Below are 15,952 nucleotides of genomic sequence, written 5' to 3' on the forward strand. Positions count from 1 at the left end.
CTTAAAAATAAGAATATATATGTCTGATGATTTTGATTTATTAGAAACTAACGCTAACGAAAAAACCGAGAAAGTAGATGTCAATTGGGGAAAAGCAATTGATACCATGAAATCTAAATTAGCGCAAGAGGACGACCCAGAAAGTCGTCAAAAAATCTTAAACGCAACCTTGGACGATGTTGTCGGTATGGCAGAAAAAGATCGTACAACACTTTTAGATGCTATTAAAGATTTAACAGATTACCAAGACGAGGTTGGTATCTTGTTTGAGCGTTTTTCATCTTTAAACGAGACTGAACAAAAAGTCATTGACGATGCTCAAAAAGCATTAGAGCGTGCTAAAATCGAGTTAGAAGATGCACAAAACAAACCAGACACTTGGTGGAATAATCTTTGGGGACGCAAAAGCAAAATTAAAGCTGCCGAAAAAGCTTTAGAAGCAGCCGAAAAAGTACGTGCAGGAGCAGACAATAAAGCAAAAGCAATGTTTCAAGAACGTATCGAGAGTGCAGATATACAAACACTATTAAGTGAGTTATCATACAAATCTCAAGCAGCAGTAACACGTCTTAAAAATCGTGAGGTAGAAATTAAAGAAGTAGAAGATAAGTTACAAGATGCAATCGTAGAAGCGTCTAAAAACCATACCAAAGCTTTAGAGAAAAAAGCCGAAACTGAAACTAAATTAGAAACGCAATACGCATTACTTAAACAAGCACGTCAAGCATTAGAAGAAGTTGCAGATAAGCAATCTACAGAATACTCAGAAGCATTATCCAAAGTAACAAAACTAGAGCAAGAAGTAGAAGAGTTAGAAGGACTTAAAAATGCTTACACAACACTAGCAGCTTCAAAAGATAGCTTTGTACACAAGCATAATTTAACAATCAAAGTATTAACATCATTACGTAGTAATTTGCAAACGCATCGTGCAAAATTAAAGTCAGATACAGAAGAGCGTCTTAAATATTACGACGGTTATGTCGTGGCTTTAAAAGCACGTACAGATCAAGAGTTTGCTGCTATTTTAGAGCATTTAGGAGTTAAAACAGACGAGCATATCGGAGAGACTTTAGCATCAATGCATACCGCAAGTGCAAGAGCACGTCAAGAGATGATGGACAACATTCCAGTGCACGAAAAAGTTATGCAAGGTGTTTATCGCAGTTATGCAGAGGCGTTGCATGAGATTAGAGCAAAAGATGTGGATATCCAAAAGAATTTTGCAGACCGTTACGGAATTGACATGAAAGAGATTTTTGAAGAGTATTATAACTCAGATAATACAACACCTTCAGGAGATGATGCACCAGCAGGAGCACCAAAACCAGAAGCTTCTAGCGACGATTTATTGTCTTAAAATTAGTTTAGCGTTACCTACTTTAGCTTTTAAGGGCTAAAGTAGGTCAGGCTTTACGTTATATCTTTTGCAAAAAAGCAAAAGGATACCACTTCAATCCTTAACGCGCTTACTCAAGCCTTAAAGCGCAAATCAAAAATAAAAGCCAATAGTAAAATGTCAAAACAATTAAGATTAGTAATTGCAATTATAATCATGATAGGTTTTGTTTTACTTGGTACCTACATTCTAAAAACCAGTAATACACTTATAGGTCAAATAATAGGTTGGACAAATATTCTCTTTTTTTCAGGTTTTCTAGTTTGGGCTTTCATTAAATATATGACCAAAAAAAAAAGATAATTACAACTAAAACAATCAAGTTATAACAGACTTAAAACGGACTATAACAACTGAATATTGAACATTTAAAATGAGTATAAACCACATTGTCACACCATTAGATTCATCTATATTAGATAGTAAAGATCAATATGTGTTTTATCACAAAAAGGTAGATTTTGCCTTAAAAGAATTAATTGTTGGCGTACAACAAAATGACTTATGTACTCCACAAGAAATTGTTTTCTTTAAGCAATACTGTGACTTGCTACTATACTCTATAGAAGCCATGCGTGTCAAATATATGTACGACGAGGAAGACAACATGAAGGTAGACGTTACAGATTCTGGTTTTCCTAATTATTTAGAGTTTAGATACCTATACAACGACCTGTCTTTACGCGACAACTATTTAAACAAATTAAAAGATGTGTCAGAACTTCAAGACGAATTTCTGGACCAATTATTACGTAAAAAACAACCTGTTAGACGTGATAAATTATTTCAAGCAGCATCAATAGTATATTACACATCAGTAGAGCAGCAATATATTTTTAATCGTTTTGTCCAAGGTAAAATTATAAAAGCGCCAGAAGGTAGTCAAGCAACTTATATGACCAGTTGGAGTTTTTACGATGTCTCCTTAAACCGTCCCTTTATTTGCTATATGTACTTTGATTATGATGGTAAAGATCCATTAAAAGAAAAGGAAGACATATATGACACTTTAAAAACAGTAGCAGATCGTAAAATGAATATGGATACCATGGCTTATGGTATTGATAGACGATTAAAAAATGTATTTCCAAAACACATAAAACGCTTAGACATAGGTGCTTTTCATAACGTGTTTGCTAAAGACGATAACGATTTAACGCACACCATTCTAGAAGCAATAGGTAAAAAAGAAATCCCTTTAGAAGCCTATGCTTTATCTTTTAAAGTACACGAAGTATTTACAGGTGGCCAATTTAAAGAAGGTGGATATTTTAGCAAACAAACACTCCAAAATTGGAGTACACCAATAAAAGAAGGCTACGTATTTGCACCACATCGTATCATACAATTACTATACAATAAAAATCCAGAGATTATGAATAAGTTGGCAAAACCACCTTTTCAGGTATCAGATTTAATAATAGAAAAATAAAAAAGCAGCAACAGTAAAAAGTACATTTTAACTACTAAATACTGCGCACAGAAGATCAATAAATCATGGAACACAACTCAACCTTCCCTATAAAAAAATCAGAATTAGACGTACTTCGTGACGAAGCTTCATCATACTTAAAAAGTATCAGTTGGGAGCAAGGTGCACGTGCAAAAAATAAAGATAAAGACGCTAAAGACGAGTCTATCTTATTGTATTTGTCAAAAGCAAACAATGGATCTTCTGCGTCAATAACTTCAGTTTCAAAAACCATTTTAGCATTAAAAAAACGGTTGTTACCAGATTCGGTAGCCATACCAATAATGCTAAATCAAACATTGTACGCAGTACAAGAAGGTTTAACTTTAGGGATTTGGATCAAAGACAGTTATTATGATGCCTCAGGTTTATCTAGCCTCAACGAGCGTAAATCGGCTTTAGATAATGATGGTAGACGTGAGTATGAAAGTAAGATGCAAACAGCAAGTGCGTTTATGTTATTTGCGTCTGGTTATAAAATTTTACACTTGTTAAAACCTCATGCTTCTGACGATTTAAGTGTTATGAAGCAAAAATTTGCTGGTATTCCAGAAGTTTCTTTACTATCACCATTAAAAAGTGTCTCTTGCGCATTGTTTTATTATGATAAATATTTAGCACATCCAGATATTGTTAAGTCAGATAAAGACGTTGCAGATTTTACTGTGGTATATTTTGAAGCCTTGTTAGCAGAGATTAGTTTAAGAAGAAGTAGTTTAGAGTATACCGAGACTATTGTTGACAGAACATATAAGCTAGAGAACAGTGATTTTGCTATTTCTGGTTGGGAAAACACCTTTCAAGGTACCGCAAAAAGTGTTGAGTTTAATAAAATACAATTCGAGCAAATCGTAGGTAATAGAGATGCAAAACACTTTGCAAGACGTTTGACAGAGCGTATGTTGAGTTACGATTTTGAAGCAAAGAAAAACCCATTTCAAGAGCTTGGTGGTTTTATGCCAGTTTTTATGGGTTACGGTATTCCTGGAACGGGAAAAAGTATGTTAATTGCTGCAATTGCAACTAGATTAAAAGAACATTGCGATCATTTAGATATTCCGTTTTTATTTCATCCAATGCCAGATACTTTAATTAGTACATTTCAAGGTGGATCTGCTGAGAAGATGGTGGATTGGATGAAACCAATGCAAGATCCTTCAAAATTAATTTTTGCACCTATTGATGATGCCGAAAATAACTTGCAAGAGCGAACAGCACAAGGCGTGTCAGCAGGTGTAAAAGAGGTCATTGGTGTCTTTTTAAGATATACAGAAGGTGCTTACGCAGTTAACTATGGTAACAGCTCGATTGGGTTGTTTACTAATCTTCCAGAAATGTTAGATAAAGCAGTTATATCGCGTGTCCAAGGTCGTTTTAAAATTGATGGAGCACGCAGTGAGCATGACTTTTTAGATCAAGACCATTTATGGTGGAGTAAATTGGATAAAACCATGCCTGATTTTGTTAATATGCAAGGACCTGCAGATTACAAATATTTGCAAGATCAAGGTCTAGCAACAAATATGGGAGAAATATTAAACGTGTCAGATAAACCAACGGAATTACGTGTGTTGGAAGCTTACGATAAAGCAGAAACACAACATAAAACAAACTCGCATCAATTTTATGCGACTTTATATAAAGAGATTCAGAAGATATTTCCATTTTTCTCTTCCAGAGATGTACGTAATATCCAAAGTGCAGTATCACTACGTTTAACAGATTTTGATTTGGAACAAAGCTGGTTTGAAAATCCAGAAACGTATTTCAAAAAAGACTACACAACTAAGTTTAATATGTTGCAAGAATTAATGAAATCTAACATGAAAGGTTTAAATTTTTCGGAAATTAGAAGACAAGAAGTTGTTAGATATTTAGATAATGTAGCAACAATTGCAGATACCGACTTTAAACGTAAAGTAGATGCTAGAATCAACCAATTAAATATAGAAACTAAAGCACGAGACTTATTTAGTAATGGGCAATAAAATAAAAAATGTAGTAATAAATACTTTATATAAAGGTTGGGCAACGTTAAACGAGGTATCGTTTTCATATAAAATGAAAAATGAATCTTGGGTAAATCAAAAGCGCGAATCTTATGATAGAGGTGATGGAGCAACAGTTTTATTATACAATAAGGTTAAAAAAATGGTCATTCTGACAAAACAATTTAGAGTGTCAACGTTTTTAAACGGAAATGATTCTGGATTTGTTTTAGAGACTTGTGCAGGTATGTTGGATAACGACCAACCAGAAGCTTGTATTATTAGAGAGATTGAAGAAGAAACTGGTTACAGAGTAAATTCGGTAACAAAATTGTTTAAAGCATATTCTTCACCTGGTGCTTTAACTGAGATTTTACATTATTTTATTGCAGAATACTCAGAAGACATGAAGGTTAATGAAGGAGGAGGTTTAGATAGTGAACACGAAGATATTGAAGTGTTAGAAATGCCTTTTGAATTTGCAGTTAATATGATAACTACTGGCGAAATTGAAGATATAAAAACCATTTGTTTGTTGCAGTATGCACAGATAAATAAGATATTTAACAACAGTTAGTATAAAGTATATGAGCAATAAAACAAATGATGGTAAATTATCGCAAATTGGATTACAAGACTATTTGTCTATTGGTTATTTATTTTTACTAATTTTAGGTGTTGTATACGAGTCTATTTACTATAAGTTTTTAGGAATTAACATTTTAGAATATTCCTCTGTTTTAGATGTGTTAATTAGCCCAATAGCAGTAATGACAGGAAATTTAATCTTAGGTTTAGCAGTCATATTTAGCATGGTTATGGCTTATTTTATGGTTAAAATCACACCTAAATATTATAAATGGTTAAGTAAAAAACCAAAGTATCAATCAGGGAAAAATAAATTAAAATTAGAAAAAGCACAAACCAAAATCAAAGCTAAAGACGCTGTTATTACAATGATAGCTTTTTACGTATTCTCTGTTTTTATAGGTTTAGGCATAGGAAGTGGTTATAAAACTAACAAACGAGTAGAAACTAATGATTATAAAATAACTCATAAATTAATCTTTGAAGACGGATTAACTCAAGATATTAAAATGCTAGGTAAAAACAGTTTATATGTATTTTATGTTCTTAAAGATGATAAAGAAGTGATTATATCTCCTATTGAAGGTAATATTAAAATGATTAAAAAATTTAAGAAAGAAAAGAATTAGGTGTAATGCAAAAACTTAAACTAGCAAATCTTTACAGAAGTGAGCTTATTCCAATTAGTGGTAAGTTAGTAGACCGTTATAATCTATGCCTTCAAAAATTAGGGTTTACACCAACAAAACTGACCCATTTTTCAATTGATGGGATTGGTTATAGTCCAGAGATTGCAGAAGAAAAAGGAACAACTATGTATCTTAATAATGGTGAAGCTAATCCGCATGCCATTATTATTTCACCTTTGCAAAAAGGAAAACCTGTTTATTCTCCTTTTCATAGTTTTGATAGAGAGATGATGAAGCAAGTGTTTCAAGTTCATGGTCAAAAAATCAATGATATTACAAGGGATTCTGCTATTTGTATAGATTTTGACCAAGATATAGATGCCTTTTATGAGCCTTTAGACGTGCTTAAATACGATAAAGTTTATATTAAATTTCATTTAATAAATAATTTAGATCAAATACAAAAACAGCAACAACAATTAATAGATACCTTTAAACAAGGTAATAATTTTATTGATGAAGATTTACATGCAAAACTTTTAGAGTCAGCCCAAACGTATGGCGATTTACGTGGACGCGACTTAAGTTTACATAGCTTACAGTATCAAACAGATTCATTTTACACAAAGTCGTTTGGAGGTGTTTATGTTTTACGTGACTTTATATCTCCAATTATAGTTTTTGAAAATTTAAAATGGTATAAAGAAGCTATCAAAGATACGATTCATGATATAACCATCTTTCATATTGAGCAGCCAGAGTTAATGGACAAATTGCGTAATCATGTAATTATAGAGCATGATTTGGAAGAAGCATTAAATACAGACAGATACCAACGTATTAAAAAAATGGAATTTGCTATGGCTTTAAAAGACACGCAACATCCATTACGAGATATTTTAAATGACGCTGTCTTGTTTAAAAGTTACCTAAATAGACTAGATATTGAAACCAGAAAACGTGTTATGGGAGTCGAGTTGTATTTGGATAAACTTGAAGTAAGTAACCAATACAAAATAGCAGATATAGTCGATAATAATTTGTTTAATTCACTGCACGTACCACATTCTTCATTAACAGCAAAGCATCAAGATTTAATATGGAAGTTATTAATTAATGTGGCTCCAAAAGATGTATTATTCTTGTATTGGTATGATAAAGAAGAGTTTTATAAGCAATATAATACTTGGGATGACTCATTTAAAGATTGGGTTATTGAAACCATAAGTAACAATATTTAAAAATTATAGACTAATTTAGTAGAGGTTGCAATGGCGACCTTTATTTAATCAAAAAACAAGTAAAACCATGGGTTTAGAAATTATTATATTTTTTGGAGCAATTCTTTTCGGAATTTTTATTTATTGGACTGAGTCTAAAAGCAATGGTGTTTATCGCTTTTTTAATAAAGTTTTTAATAGTAAAGAGTTACAGATGAAACCAGGGAATCCAAAAGGATTTATCTATAAACAAGACGTTTTACCTAGAGTGTTATTTGTTGCATTTACATTTTTAATAGTAGCTTTAATCATTCAGTTTTTAACTCCAATAGCTATTTTTAGTACTTATTATGGTATTTCAGCATTTGCTTCTGCTATTTTCGGGACTTTAATAGGGACTTACGTAGCAAACTTTGTACTTAAGTCTGGTGAGGTGATTGAGCAGCAATCAGACAGTCTTGAGGATGTTGTTAAAGACGGACTAAACAAAGGAAAAGAGTTTTTAGAAGACTTAAAAAACAAAGATGCTAAAGTTGTAGAAGAAGCTAAAAAAGAAATAAAAGAGACACCTAAAGCACCCGAAAAAAGCGCTAGAGAACGTCTTAAGGATAAAGGATTAATGTAGTTTTTTAGGAGTTAAGCAAAAAAACACAACTAGGTTTAAGTAAAGGTGTATACCTAAATTAAAGAAATATGATTAAAAAGTATTGGAATCAAGGCGGAAAGCAAAAAGCAATAGTTATTATTTTGGCACTAATTGTAATAGCATTATTGTTTTTTTTAAGGGATGACTATCAACCCTTATTACTATTTTTTCGTAAATATATTTTCGTCATTTTATTAAGTGCAATCCTTTTGTTTTTTGGACTTCGTTCTTTCCGTAAATCGGCATCTACAGGTAAACGTTTAGGGATACTTGCTGGACTATTAGCCTTTTTTGGAGTGCTTTATGTTGCAGGTTGGCATTATCAACTATACGATTATATGAAAACGTATAACGTGTTTAATAATTTAAACAAAGTTGAAATTAATGAATTGCCATTAACGCAAAACGAACGTATCCAACCTTTACGAAACATTTTTTCTATGGCTAATGAAAGCGTCGGAGAGACCAAAGATGTTTCATTACCACACTTAGTAAGAGTGGATGACGAGAACAAATGGACTATGGCTATTCAACCTACTGAAAAATATGTGTGGCAAGGGATTAGTGATAATACGGAAGAAGTGTTTTCAGTCTCAAGCACAACACCTTTTCCTCGTTTCTCTAATGAAAACCGAATTTCAGCTACATTTTCCATAGGTGAGTCTCTAAAATTTAGTAGAAACACTTATAATGCAGTAGTACAGCGTTTTAATCCTTGGATGTTGTTTAATTACGAGCCAAGTGACACGTTTTACATGAAAAATGATTCAGGACAATGGGTAGAAGTGGTAAGTTTAATTAAATGGAAAGGTTTTTTCTTTCCTTATCCAACTTTTGGTGGTGTAATGGTAATAGATAGTGGTGCACATGATTTTAGTGATTATGTAGAGCGTGTTACGATTGGTAAAGGAACTTTTATCGCTCCTGAAGAGATGAAAAACTATCCTTACTTAACACGTCAAAATACACTATCAGAAAAAGTATCACGTTTACAAGCCGAATCCCTTAAGTTTTTAGGAGGATTTAGCGATCCATTACCTTGGAATATGGAAACAGCTGTTAAAATACCTAATCTACCAGATGATCAAAATCAACAACCGTTTGTGACAGATTTTGATTTTTCAGATTCAAAATCAGATGCTTACAACGGTTTGTATCATTGGTTTGGTTTAGAGCCAGTAGGAGATGAACGTACAAGTTTAACCTTTAGCGTGTTTGTGCCAGCAGATGGAACAAATAAACTTTATTATTATGACCATGCCTCAAAAAAACAAGGTTATGCAGGAGTATCAGCAATGCCATTAAAAGTTATAGAGTCCAGAAAAGAATACGATTGGTCAGTCAATAAACCTGTCGAGTTTAGACCATATATCAAAAATATAGCAGGTCGTAAGCGTATGTTTTTTTTAGGAACAATATCTTCAATAAAAGCAGAAGGTTCTCAATTTGATGGATCTGCAACACCAGATTTAGCATTAATTGATAGCGAATATAGAGATGTTGTTTGGATTGATGCTAAACACCCAAGTCAATGGGAAAAAACCGTATATGATCAATTAAACGAAGCTTGGAGAGCTAGTGAAGGTATTGATGAATATTTTGTTGATGATGATAAAGCAATAGAAGCTATAATGAAGGATTTAAATGACCAATTTATTGCTATTGACACCACTGACCTAAAAGGGAATACTGTAAAAGAAAAAGAGTCTCTTGAAGTCTTACAACGTAAATACGACTCAATTCTCAAAAAAAGAGAAGCAGATGATATTGCTAAACTAAAACGTAAAATAGATTCGTTACAAAACAAGTAATCAAATTAAGTAGTTGTAGGTAACCTTTTTACGATAAAATATTTTACAAATAAGCTAGGTGTTTGTAAGAAAAAAACGACCAATGGTAATTAAATTGGTACAAAAGGAATTATTATTATCATTTTTACATCTACTTTTGCAAAAGCAATAAAGAAGTTATTATTGTAATTTTATTTAACCTAATTAAATAACCCCTTCTCTAATTTTGTCCTAATTTTTGGACTTTAAAAATCGCTTATGAAACACATTTACATTTTATTATCATTTTTAGTATTTGGTATTTTTACAATAAATGCTCAAACAACTGTTGTAACAACAGGTACAACTAATCCTTACAGATTATCCCTAACTGGTAGCGATTTGTATATCTCAGAATTTAATACAGGGACTGTATCTAAATTAGATATCACAGCACCATTACCAACAACAAAAACTAATGTTATTACTGGCTTAAATAGACCTATGGGTATCGTTGCAGTTGGAAACTTTATTTATGTTGCAGAACATTTTGGAAATAAAATATCTAGAATCGATATTTCTACACCGACAGCGACAATATCAACTGTAATTTCTGGTTTAAACAACCCTACAGGTTTAGCTATTAAAGGTGACGAACTTTATTATGCAGAAACAGGGAGTAATTCGATCTTTAAAATAAACCTTACAGATGCAGTACCAACAGCTGTTTTAGTTGCTAACGCATTTAATGCACCTTACGGAATCTTTTTTAAAGATGATGTATTATACATTGCTGAGTTTTCTGGAAACAAAGTATCTACTCTTGATGTTACATCAGGTGCTACAACAGGTACAGATTTTGTTACAGGTTTTAATGCGCCAATAGATGTAACTATTAACGCAAACACATTATATGTAGCAGAATATAATGCAAATAAAGTTTCAAAGGTTGATATACTGGCAGCTGTACCAACTAAGGAAGATTTAGTATCAGGAGTACAAACTCCAATTGGTTTAGCAGCTAATACTAGCGAAGTTTACATTGCTGAATTTGATGCTAATAGAATTTCTAAATATAACTTACCTACATTATCTGTAGATAGTTTTATTTTAAGTGAATCTTTAAAATTATATCCTAATCCATCAAGTAACTTTATAAAAGTTTCAAACATGGAAAAGGCCTTAAACTATACAGTTTACAACAGTTTAGGACAACAAGTTTTAAAAGGTAAAGTAGAAAAAAATGAAAGTATAGATATTCAAAATTTATCTAGTGACTTATATCTTTTTAAATTAGAGGATGGAAATACTTTAAAGTTTATCAAAAAGTAACCGTTTACTTATTAGATTTTAAATTAAAAGCACTAAATTATTTAGTGCTTTTTTTATTTATTTAAGTCAAATTCCATTTTAATATTGGCGCGCTTATAAGGCAAGTCTTTTTCTAATTGGACTTCTTTAAAACCAAATTTGTTATATAAGTAAATAGCATTTTCTAACTTACGACTAGAGTAGAGTAGTAGCTTTTCAAATTTTTGTGCTTTTGCAAAATTAATACAATGTTCTAGTAATTGTTGACCAATTTTAAGACCTCTTAAACTTGGTGATACAGCCATTTTTGTTAGCTCAAATCCAGCTTGGTTTTTTAATGGCATAAAGGCATAGGTACCAACAATTTGATCTTCTAATTTGGCAAAAAAGATATAGCCACCTTGATTAATAATGTATTGGTCAGGTTTACTTAAAACTTCTTCGTCATAAGGTTCGACATAAAAATATTGTTCTAACCATTCTCTGTTTAGTATGTAAAAATCTTTAGCGTATTTTTTATCAAAAGGGATAATGTTAATAGTCGGTTTCATTTTTATTTTAAAATATAAATTGCAAATAATAACAATAAAATTGATATTACAGATATAAAAAAGGTCAGGTTAAATATTGACTTGTCTGCTACTTTTTTTCTAAATAAATCTACAATCATCCATAAAGGAATTGCAATACTTAATAGTAGAGCAGGTATAGTCATAACTCTTGTTAAGGCAGTAAACCATTGTAACTGTACTTGGTTTATATGAAAAAAAAGAAGCGTTATTATAAATATAAATACAATTAATGAAAATGAAAGCCTGATATATTCTATTTGTAGTTTAGTCATTTTTTATAGAGTTTGAGCGTATAAAATCCGTAATTAAATAGCTAATTAGTTTACCAACTTGTGAGGCCTTTTTATTTTTAGCCACAGCTTCACAGATATGTAAATATTTTGCATTGTCAAGTGCTGCAAAATGGTGTAAAAATTGTCTTGCGTTTTCTACCGAAAAACCACTTGGTGTTTGTGCGCTACTTGGTGTATTTATAATTGCATCACAATCAATTTCTATCCCAAAATGTGTGGTATTAATATGTTTTTGTGCGCGACGTAACGCTTTTTTAAATTTTAAGCTTTGTCTTACTGCTATAGCTTCATAGGTGTTGTAATCTAAATGCTTATTATCCTTAAATTGACTAAATATTTCTGAAGAGGTATAATTTTCGTGTAATCCAAAAGCAAAATAGCGTTTTAAAAATCTTTCAGCGTAAGCGTAACTAAAACCATTACCACTATGTCTTCCTTCTAAAGCTCTAAAATCTGTATGAGCATCAAAATTTATACTGTTTATAGGTTGTTTTAAAGCTAAACTAGTCCCTTTTATCATTCCGTAAGCATTATTGTGTCCACCACCAATTGCGATTGGGATTTTGCCTGCTTTTACAATATTGGAGACTAAATCTACAACATGTGTATCCATTTGAGCCACTAATTTTCTAGATTTAGCAATATGCTTTGGGTCATCTTGATTTAATTTAGAAAGCTGTTTTTGTTCTTCTGTAAAATCCAAGTGTCCTAATACCAAAACATTTTTAGCCTGAGTAAAAGTATTACTTTGAATATTTAACAAAACTTTAATTGTAGCCTCCCAAGCGGTTGAAGTCCCTGATTTACCATGGTTTGCAAAAACACCCACAGCTTCTGGTAGACCAAATACAACATACTTGACGTCCAAATTTTTAAGTGAATCGTATATATTGGAAACACAGGTTAACGTATTAATATGTTCTCCAAATTTAGTTTCGCCAAGACGTGTATTAAGTAGATTATTTATAATTGAGTTATCAAATAAAACTAATTTATCCATTTACTTTTATGTAGTTTTGAAAAAATAAAATTACGTTTTTATTATTAAAGTATAACTAGAAAATTAACGATTACAATTTAAAAACAAATAATTATGGCAAATAAAACAGCAAGTACAGGTTTAAAGGTTGCATTAGGTATAGCCTTAGCATTATTTATTGGTACCGGAATTTATACATCGACTTTGTATAAGGATAAACAACAAACCGAACAGCAATTAACACAAGAAAAAAATGACGTTTTAAACGACTTAAATACAATGGTTGCAAAGTATGACGTCGCTTTAAGTGAAAGTCAAGTCACCAATCAAAATTTAGTCGAAGCTAGAGAGCGTATTCAAAGTTTAATAGACTCATTAAAAGTATCAGAAAACAATGTTAGTAGTTTATGGAAGTATAAAAAGAAATACTTAGCATTACAGGATGAAATGGATATTTTATTAACAGAAAACGATAGATTAAAAGTAGAGAATATGCAGTTAGCTACTACGTTAGATAGTACTAATGTTAGATATGAAGAAAGTAGAATGTTTAATGATTCTCTAGTTGTACAAAATACAGCACTTGCAGAAGTTGTTGAAAATGCTGCAGTTTTAACAACAGCAAATTTAAAAGGTTTTGGAGTTATTGAACGTAATAATGGTAAACTTATTCCAACAGAAAGAGCAGGAAGAAGCGATAAAATTAGAGTATGTTATACAGTTGCAAAAAACAAATTAGTACAGTCAGGAGACAAAGAATTGTATGTCCAAGTTATTGACCCTAAAAACAATATTTTAGGTGTAAATCAACAAATTAAGTTTGGTGAGCAAACCCTTAATTATAGTATTATAAGTAAGTTTAATTACGAAAATGGAAATCTAGATATCTGTGAGTTTGTAACTAATAATACAGATGATGATTTTGAAAAAGGACGTTACCAAGTAAACGTTTTTAACTCAAACGAATTGGTTTCAAGTACTGAGTTTACACTTAGATAATATCTTGAACTAATATTAATTGTTTATTCCATAACAAAAAACCTGAAGGCAAATGCGTTCAGGTTTTTTTATTAAACTATTTCGCCATTAATAATTACAGTATCTATGTGATTGTCTCCAAAAGCATAAGGCAGATAATTATAACTTGATACAGGTTTAGTGATTATAACATTGGCTTTTTTCCCTTTGGTAATACTACCATACTGGTTAGATATTCCCATTGCATAAGCACCATTTATAGTAGCAGCATTTATGGCTTCTTCTGGAGTTAATTTCATTTTTATACATGCAGTACTTACAACAAAATTCATATTTCCAGAAGGTGTAGAGCCTGGATTATAATCTGTTGCTAATGCTAAAGGTAGTCCAGCATCAATTAATTGTCTTCCAGGTGTGTAGGGTATGCTTAAAAAGTATGAGCACGATGGTAATGCAACTGGCATTGTATTGCTATCTTTTAAAGCAATAATATCTTCGTTATTTAATTCTTCTAAATGGTCAACACTTATAGCTTGATGCTTAACAGCTAACGCAATGCCTCCAAAAGCATTAAATTGATTAACGTGAATTTTAGGTGTTAAATTATACTCTTGTCCAGCCTTAAGTATTTGTGCTGTATCGTCTAAATCAAAATATCCCTTTTCGCAAAATACATCAATATATTGCGCTAAATTTTCTTTAGCAATTTGAGGTAACATGTCATTTATAATCTGATCTAAATACCCTTGTTTATTGTCTTTAAATGCTAGTGGTAATGCGTGTGCACCTAAAAAGGTAGCTTTTACTTTTATAGGAAAATCTTTTTTAAGTCGTTTTATAACACGTAGCATTTTAATTTCTGCATCAGGTGTTAAACCATAACCTGATTTTATCTCGATAGCTCCTGTACCTAATTTCATGACAGCTTTTAATCGTATAACAGATTGATTATAAAGTTCATCTTCACTAGTGTTTTGTAATGTTTTGGCGCTATTTAAAATCCCACCACCACGATTAGCAATATCTTCATAACTTAAACCATTTATACGGTCTACAAACTCTTGAGATCTGTCACCTGCATAAACAATATGTGTATGCGAGTCACACCAAGTAGGTAAGACCAATTTACCTTTAGCATCTATAGTTTGATCAGCAATTATACCAGTAGCATCAGACATATCTCCAAAATCAACAATAGTATCATTTTCAATTAATAAATAAGCATTTTTAATTGAAGGTAATAGCTTCATTTGATTACCAGAAACTTTTAAAATATTTTCGTCTCTAACTTGAAGTAATTCTTTGATATTTGTAATAAGTATAGTCATAAAATGGACAGTAATTTAAGTTCAAATATAGATAAAATGCATAGTACTGAACAATTCTTTTTACATTACTTATTATATTAAAATTAATGCGCTACATCGAAAAGTTATAGTCTCAACCATTTAAAATGATACATTTAGCTTGTGTGTAAATAATAATTATGGAAGTTTAAAAGCTAATGTATTACAATGAAATCAAATCGTATATAAATTCATTTTATCCAATATCCGAAGCGTCTTTTAATTTAGTTTATGAAATAGCTCATATTAAGCAAGTTAAATCAGGAACTGTTTTAGTAAATATTGGAGACGTTCCTAATAAAATATATATGATAAATAAAGGAGTTATGCGCTCCTATGTTAGATTGGAAAATGGGAAAGAGGTAACAAAATCTATTTTTGTACCTAGAATTATTTTAGCCTCACTACGTGCTTTAATAACCCAATCGCCTTCTGAATGTATTTACGAAACTTTAACCGATTGCGAAATTTACGAAGTTGACTATTTAAAGTATAAAGCTATTTGTGAAACCAATACGGAAGTCCTTGGTTTTCATGCTAAGTTTTTAGAGCAATTACTGTGTCAGCATGATGCAAAACATATAGAGTTACTTACAATGAATGCAAAACAACGCTATTTAAAATTAAGAAAAGTAATACCAAATATTGATAATTTGATACCACAATATCAAATTGCAAAATTTTTAAGTATCACTCCAGTACAATTAAGTAGGATTAGAGCCAAACTATAGCATTTATTAACATATGTTAATGAATAAAAACA

General features: G+C 31.3%; 15 protein-coding genes. 11 read left to right on the forward strand and 4 right to left on the reverse strand.

Annotated elements, in window-relative coordinates:
• The first annotated feature begins 19 nt into the window (after nt 1-19).
• The 9 genes from M890_RS0102465 to M890_RS16335 all read left to right on the forward strand — a co-directional run bounded on the left by M890_RS0102465 (nt 20) and on the right by M890_RS16335 (nt 11,042).
• Nucleotides 20-1,360 carry a coiled-coil domain-containing protein gene (locus M890_RS0102465; protein WP_028282002.1) on the forward strand — a complete coding sequence of 447 codons (1,341 nt, stop codon included), beginning with the start codon at nt 20-22 and terminating at the stop codon, nt 1,358-1,360.
• Between the two features lie 412 nt (nt 1,361-1,772).
• Nucleotides 1,773-2,831 carry a hypothetical protein gene (locus tag M890_RS0102475; protein ID WP_028282003.1) on the forward strand — a complete coding sequence of 353 codons (1,059 nt, stop codon included), beginning with the start codon at nt 1,773-1,775 and terminating at the stop codon, nt 2,829-2,831.
• A 65-nt stretch (nt 2,832-2,896) separates the two neighbouring features.
• Nucleotides 2,897-4,858 carry an AAA family ATPase gene (locus M890_RS0102480; protein ID WP_028282004.1) on the forward strand — a complete coding sequence of 654 codons (1,962 nt, stop codon included), beginning with the start codon at nt 2,897-2,899 and terminating at the stop codon, nt 4,856-4,858.
• The gene (locus M890_RS0102485) at nt 4,848-5,435 is read left to right on the forward strand and encodes an NUDIX domain-containing protein (RefSeq protein WP_028282005.1); all 588 of its coding nucleotides are present in this window, start codon (nt 4,848-4,850) and stop codon (nt 5,433-5,435) included. The genes M890_RS0102480 and M890_RS0102485 overlap by 11 nt, the downstream gene beginning before the upstream one ends.
• A gap of 10 nt (nt 5,436-5,445) precedes the next feature.
• Complete coding sequence (locus M890_RS0102490) at nt 5,446-6,075, forward strand: hypothetical protein (RefSeq protein ID WP_028282006.1); 630 nt, start codon at nt 5,446-5,448, stop codon at nt 6,073-6,075.
• 5 nt (nt 6,076-6,080) lie between these two features.
• Nucleotides 6,081-7,316: a DUF6638 family protein gene (locus M890_RS0102495; protein WP_028282007.1), complete on the forward strand. Its 1,236-nt coding sequence runs from the start codon at nt 6,081-6,083 to the stop codon at nt 7,314-7,316.
• Nucleotides 7,317-7,383: 67 nt separating this feature from the next.
• Nucleotides 7,384-7,920 carry a hypothetical protein gene (locus M890_RS0102500; RefSeq protein ID WP_028282008.1) on the forward strand — a complete coding sequence of 179 codons (537 nt, stop codon included), beginning with the start codon at nt 7,384-7,386 and terminating at the stop codon, nt 7,918-7,920.
• Between the two features lie 68 nt (nt 7,921-7,988).
• Complete coding sequence (locus M890_RS0102505; protein WP_028282009.1) at nt 7,989-9,752, forward strand: hypothetical protein; 1,764 nt, start codon at nt 7,989-7,991, stop codon at nt 9,750-9,752.
• A 237-nt stretch (nt 9,753-9,989) separates the two neighbouring features.
• On the forward strand, nt 9,990-11,042 hold the full coding sequence (locus M890_RS16335; RefSeq protein ID WP_028282010.1) for a T9SS type A sorting domain-containing protein: 1,053 nt from the start codon (nt 9,990-9,992) through the stop codon (nt 11,040-11,042).
• Nucleotides 11,043-11,095: 53 nt separating this feature from the next.
• Here M890_RS16335 and M890_RS0102515 read toward each other — a convergent pair whose 3' ends face one another.
• From M890_RS0102515 to M890_RS0102525, 3 genes are read right to left on the reverse strand one after another with little or no spacing between them, the layout of a single operon-like run.
• A complete protein-coding gene (locus M890_RS0102515; RefSeq protein WP_028282011.1) occupies nt 11,096-11,572 on the reverse strand; it encodes a GNAT family N-acetyltransferase in 477 nt (158 codons plus the stop codon).
• Nucleotides 11,573-11,574: 2 nt separating this feature from the next.
• Nucleotides 11,575-11,865: a hypothetical protein gene (locus M890_RS0102520; RefSeq protein ID WP_028282012.1), complete on the reverse strand. Its 291-nt coding sequence runs from the start codon at nt 11,863-11,865 to the stop codon at nt 11,575-11,577.
• Nucleotides 11,858-12,886: a formimidoylglutamase gene (locus tag M890_RS0102525; RefSeq protein ID WP_028282013.1), complete on the reverse strand. Its 1,029-nt coding sequence runs from the start codon at nt 12,884-12,886 to the stop codon at nt 11,858-11,860. Before M890_RS0102525 ends, M890_RS0102520 begins: the two co-directional genes overlap by 8 nt.
• Before the next feature lie 93 nt (nt 12,887-12,979).
• On the opposite strand from M890_RS0102525, the gene M890_RS0102530 reads away from it, so the two are divergent.
• Entirely contained in the window at nt 12,980-13,864 is an 885-nt protein-coding gene (locus M890_RS0102530) for a DUF8428 domain-containing protein (RefSeq protein ID WP_028282014.1), read from the forward strand.
• 71 nt (nt 13,865-13,935) lie between these two features.
• On the opposite strand, the gene hutI is transcribed toward M890_RS0102530, so the two are convergent.
• Nucleotides 13,936-15,171, reverse strand: a complete 1,236-nt coding sequence (gene hutI / locus M890_RS0102535; protein WP_028282015.1) for an imidazolonepropionase — start codon at nt 15,169-15,171, stop codon at nt 13,936-13,938.
• Nucleotides 15,172-15,347: 176 nt separating this feature from the next.
• On the opposite strand from hutI, the gene M890_RS0102540 reads away from it, so the two are divergent.
• Entirely contained in the window at nt 15,348-15,920 is a 573-nt protein-coding gene (locus tag M890_RS0102540) for a Crp/Fnr family transcriptional regulator (RefSeq protein ID WP_028282016.1), read from the forward strand.
• The last annotated feature ends 32 nt before the right edge of the window (nt 15,921-15,952 follow it).

The sequence above is a fragment of the Olleya marilimosa CAM030 genome, assembly GCF_000518485.1.
Classification (GTDB): domain Bacteria; phylum Bacteroidota; class Bacteroidia; order Flavobacteriales; family Flavobacteriaceae; genus Olleya; species Olleya marilimosa.

Coding starts and splice junctions, on each gene's coding strand:
- M890_RS0102465 (WP_028282002.1), top strand. CDS start 20: ATGTCTGATGATTTTGATTTATTAGAAACTAACGCTAACGAAAAAACC.
- M890_RS0102475 (WP_028282003.1), top strand. CDS start 1,773: ATGAGTATAAACCACATTGTCACACCATTAGATTCATCTATATTAGAT.
- M890_RS0102480 (WP_028282004.1), top strand. CDS start 2,897: ATGGAACACAACTCAACCTTCCCTATAAAAAAATCAGAATTAGACGTA.
- M890_RS0102485 (WP_028282005.1), top strand. CDS start 4,848: ATGGGCAATAAAATAAAAAATGTAGTAATAAATACTTTATATAAAGGT.
- M890_RS0102490 (WP_028282006.1), top strand. CDS start 5,446: ATGAGCAATAAAACAAATGATGGTAAATTATCGCAAATTGGATTACAA.
- M890_RS0102495 (WP_028282007.1), top strand. CDS start 6,081: ATGCAAAAACTTAAACTAGCAAATCTTTACAGAAGTGAGCTTATTCCA.
- M890_RS0102500 (WP_028282008.1), top strand. CDS start 7,384: ATGGGTTTAGAAATTATTATATTTTTTGGAGCAATTCTTTTCGGAATT.
- M890_RS0102505 (WP_028282009.1), top strand. CDS start 7,989: ATGATTAAAAAGTATTGGAATCAAGGCGGAAAGCAAAAAGCAATAGTT.
- M890_RS16335 (WP_028282010.1), top strand. CDS start 9,990: ATGAAACACATTTACATTTTATTATCATTTTTAGTATTTGGTATTTTT.
- M890_RS0102515 (WP_028282011.1), bottom strand. CDS start 11,572: ATGAAACCGACTATTAACATTATCCCTTTTGATAAAAAATACGCTAAA.
- M890_RS0102520 (WP_028282012.1), bottom strand. CDS start 11,865: ATGACTAAACTACAAATAGAATATATCAGGCTTTCATTTTCATTAATT.
- M890_RS0102525 (WP_028282013.1), bottom strand. CDS start 12,886: ATGGATAAATTAGTTTTATTTGATAACTCAATTATAAATAATCTACTT.
- M890_RS0102530 (WP_028282014.1), top strand. CDS start 12,980: ATGGCAAATAAAACAGCAAGTACAGGTTTAAAGGTTGCATTAGGTATA.
- hutI (WP_028282015.1), bottom strand. CDS start 15,171: ATGACTATACTTATTACAAATATCAAAGAATTACTTCAAGTTAGAGAC.
- M890_RS0102540 (WP_028282016.1), top strand. CDS start 15,348: ATGTATTACAATGAAATCAAATCGTATATAAATTCATTTTATCCAATA.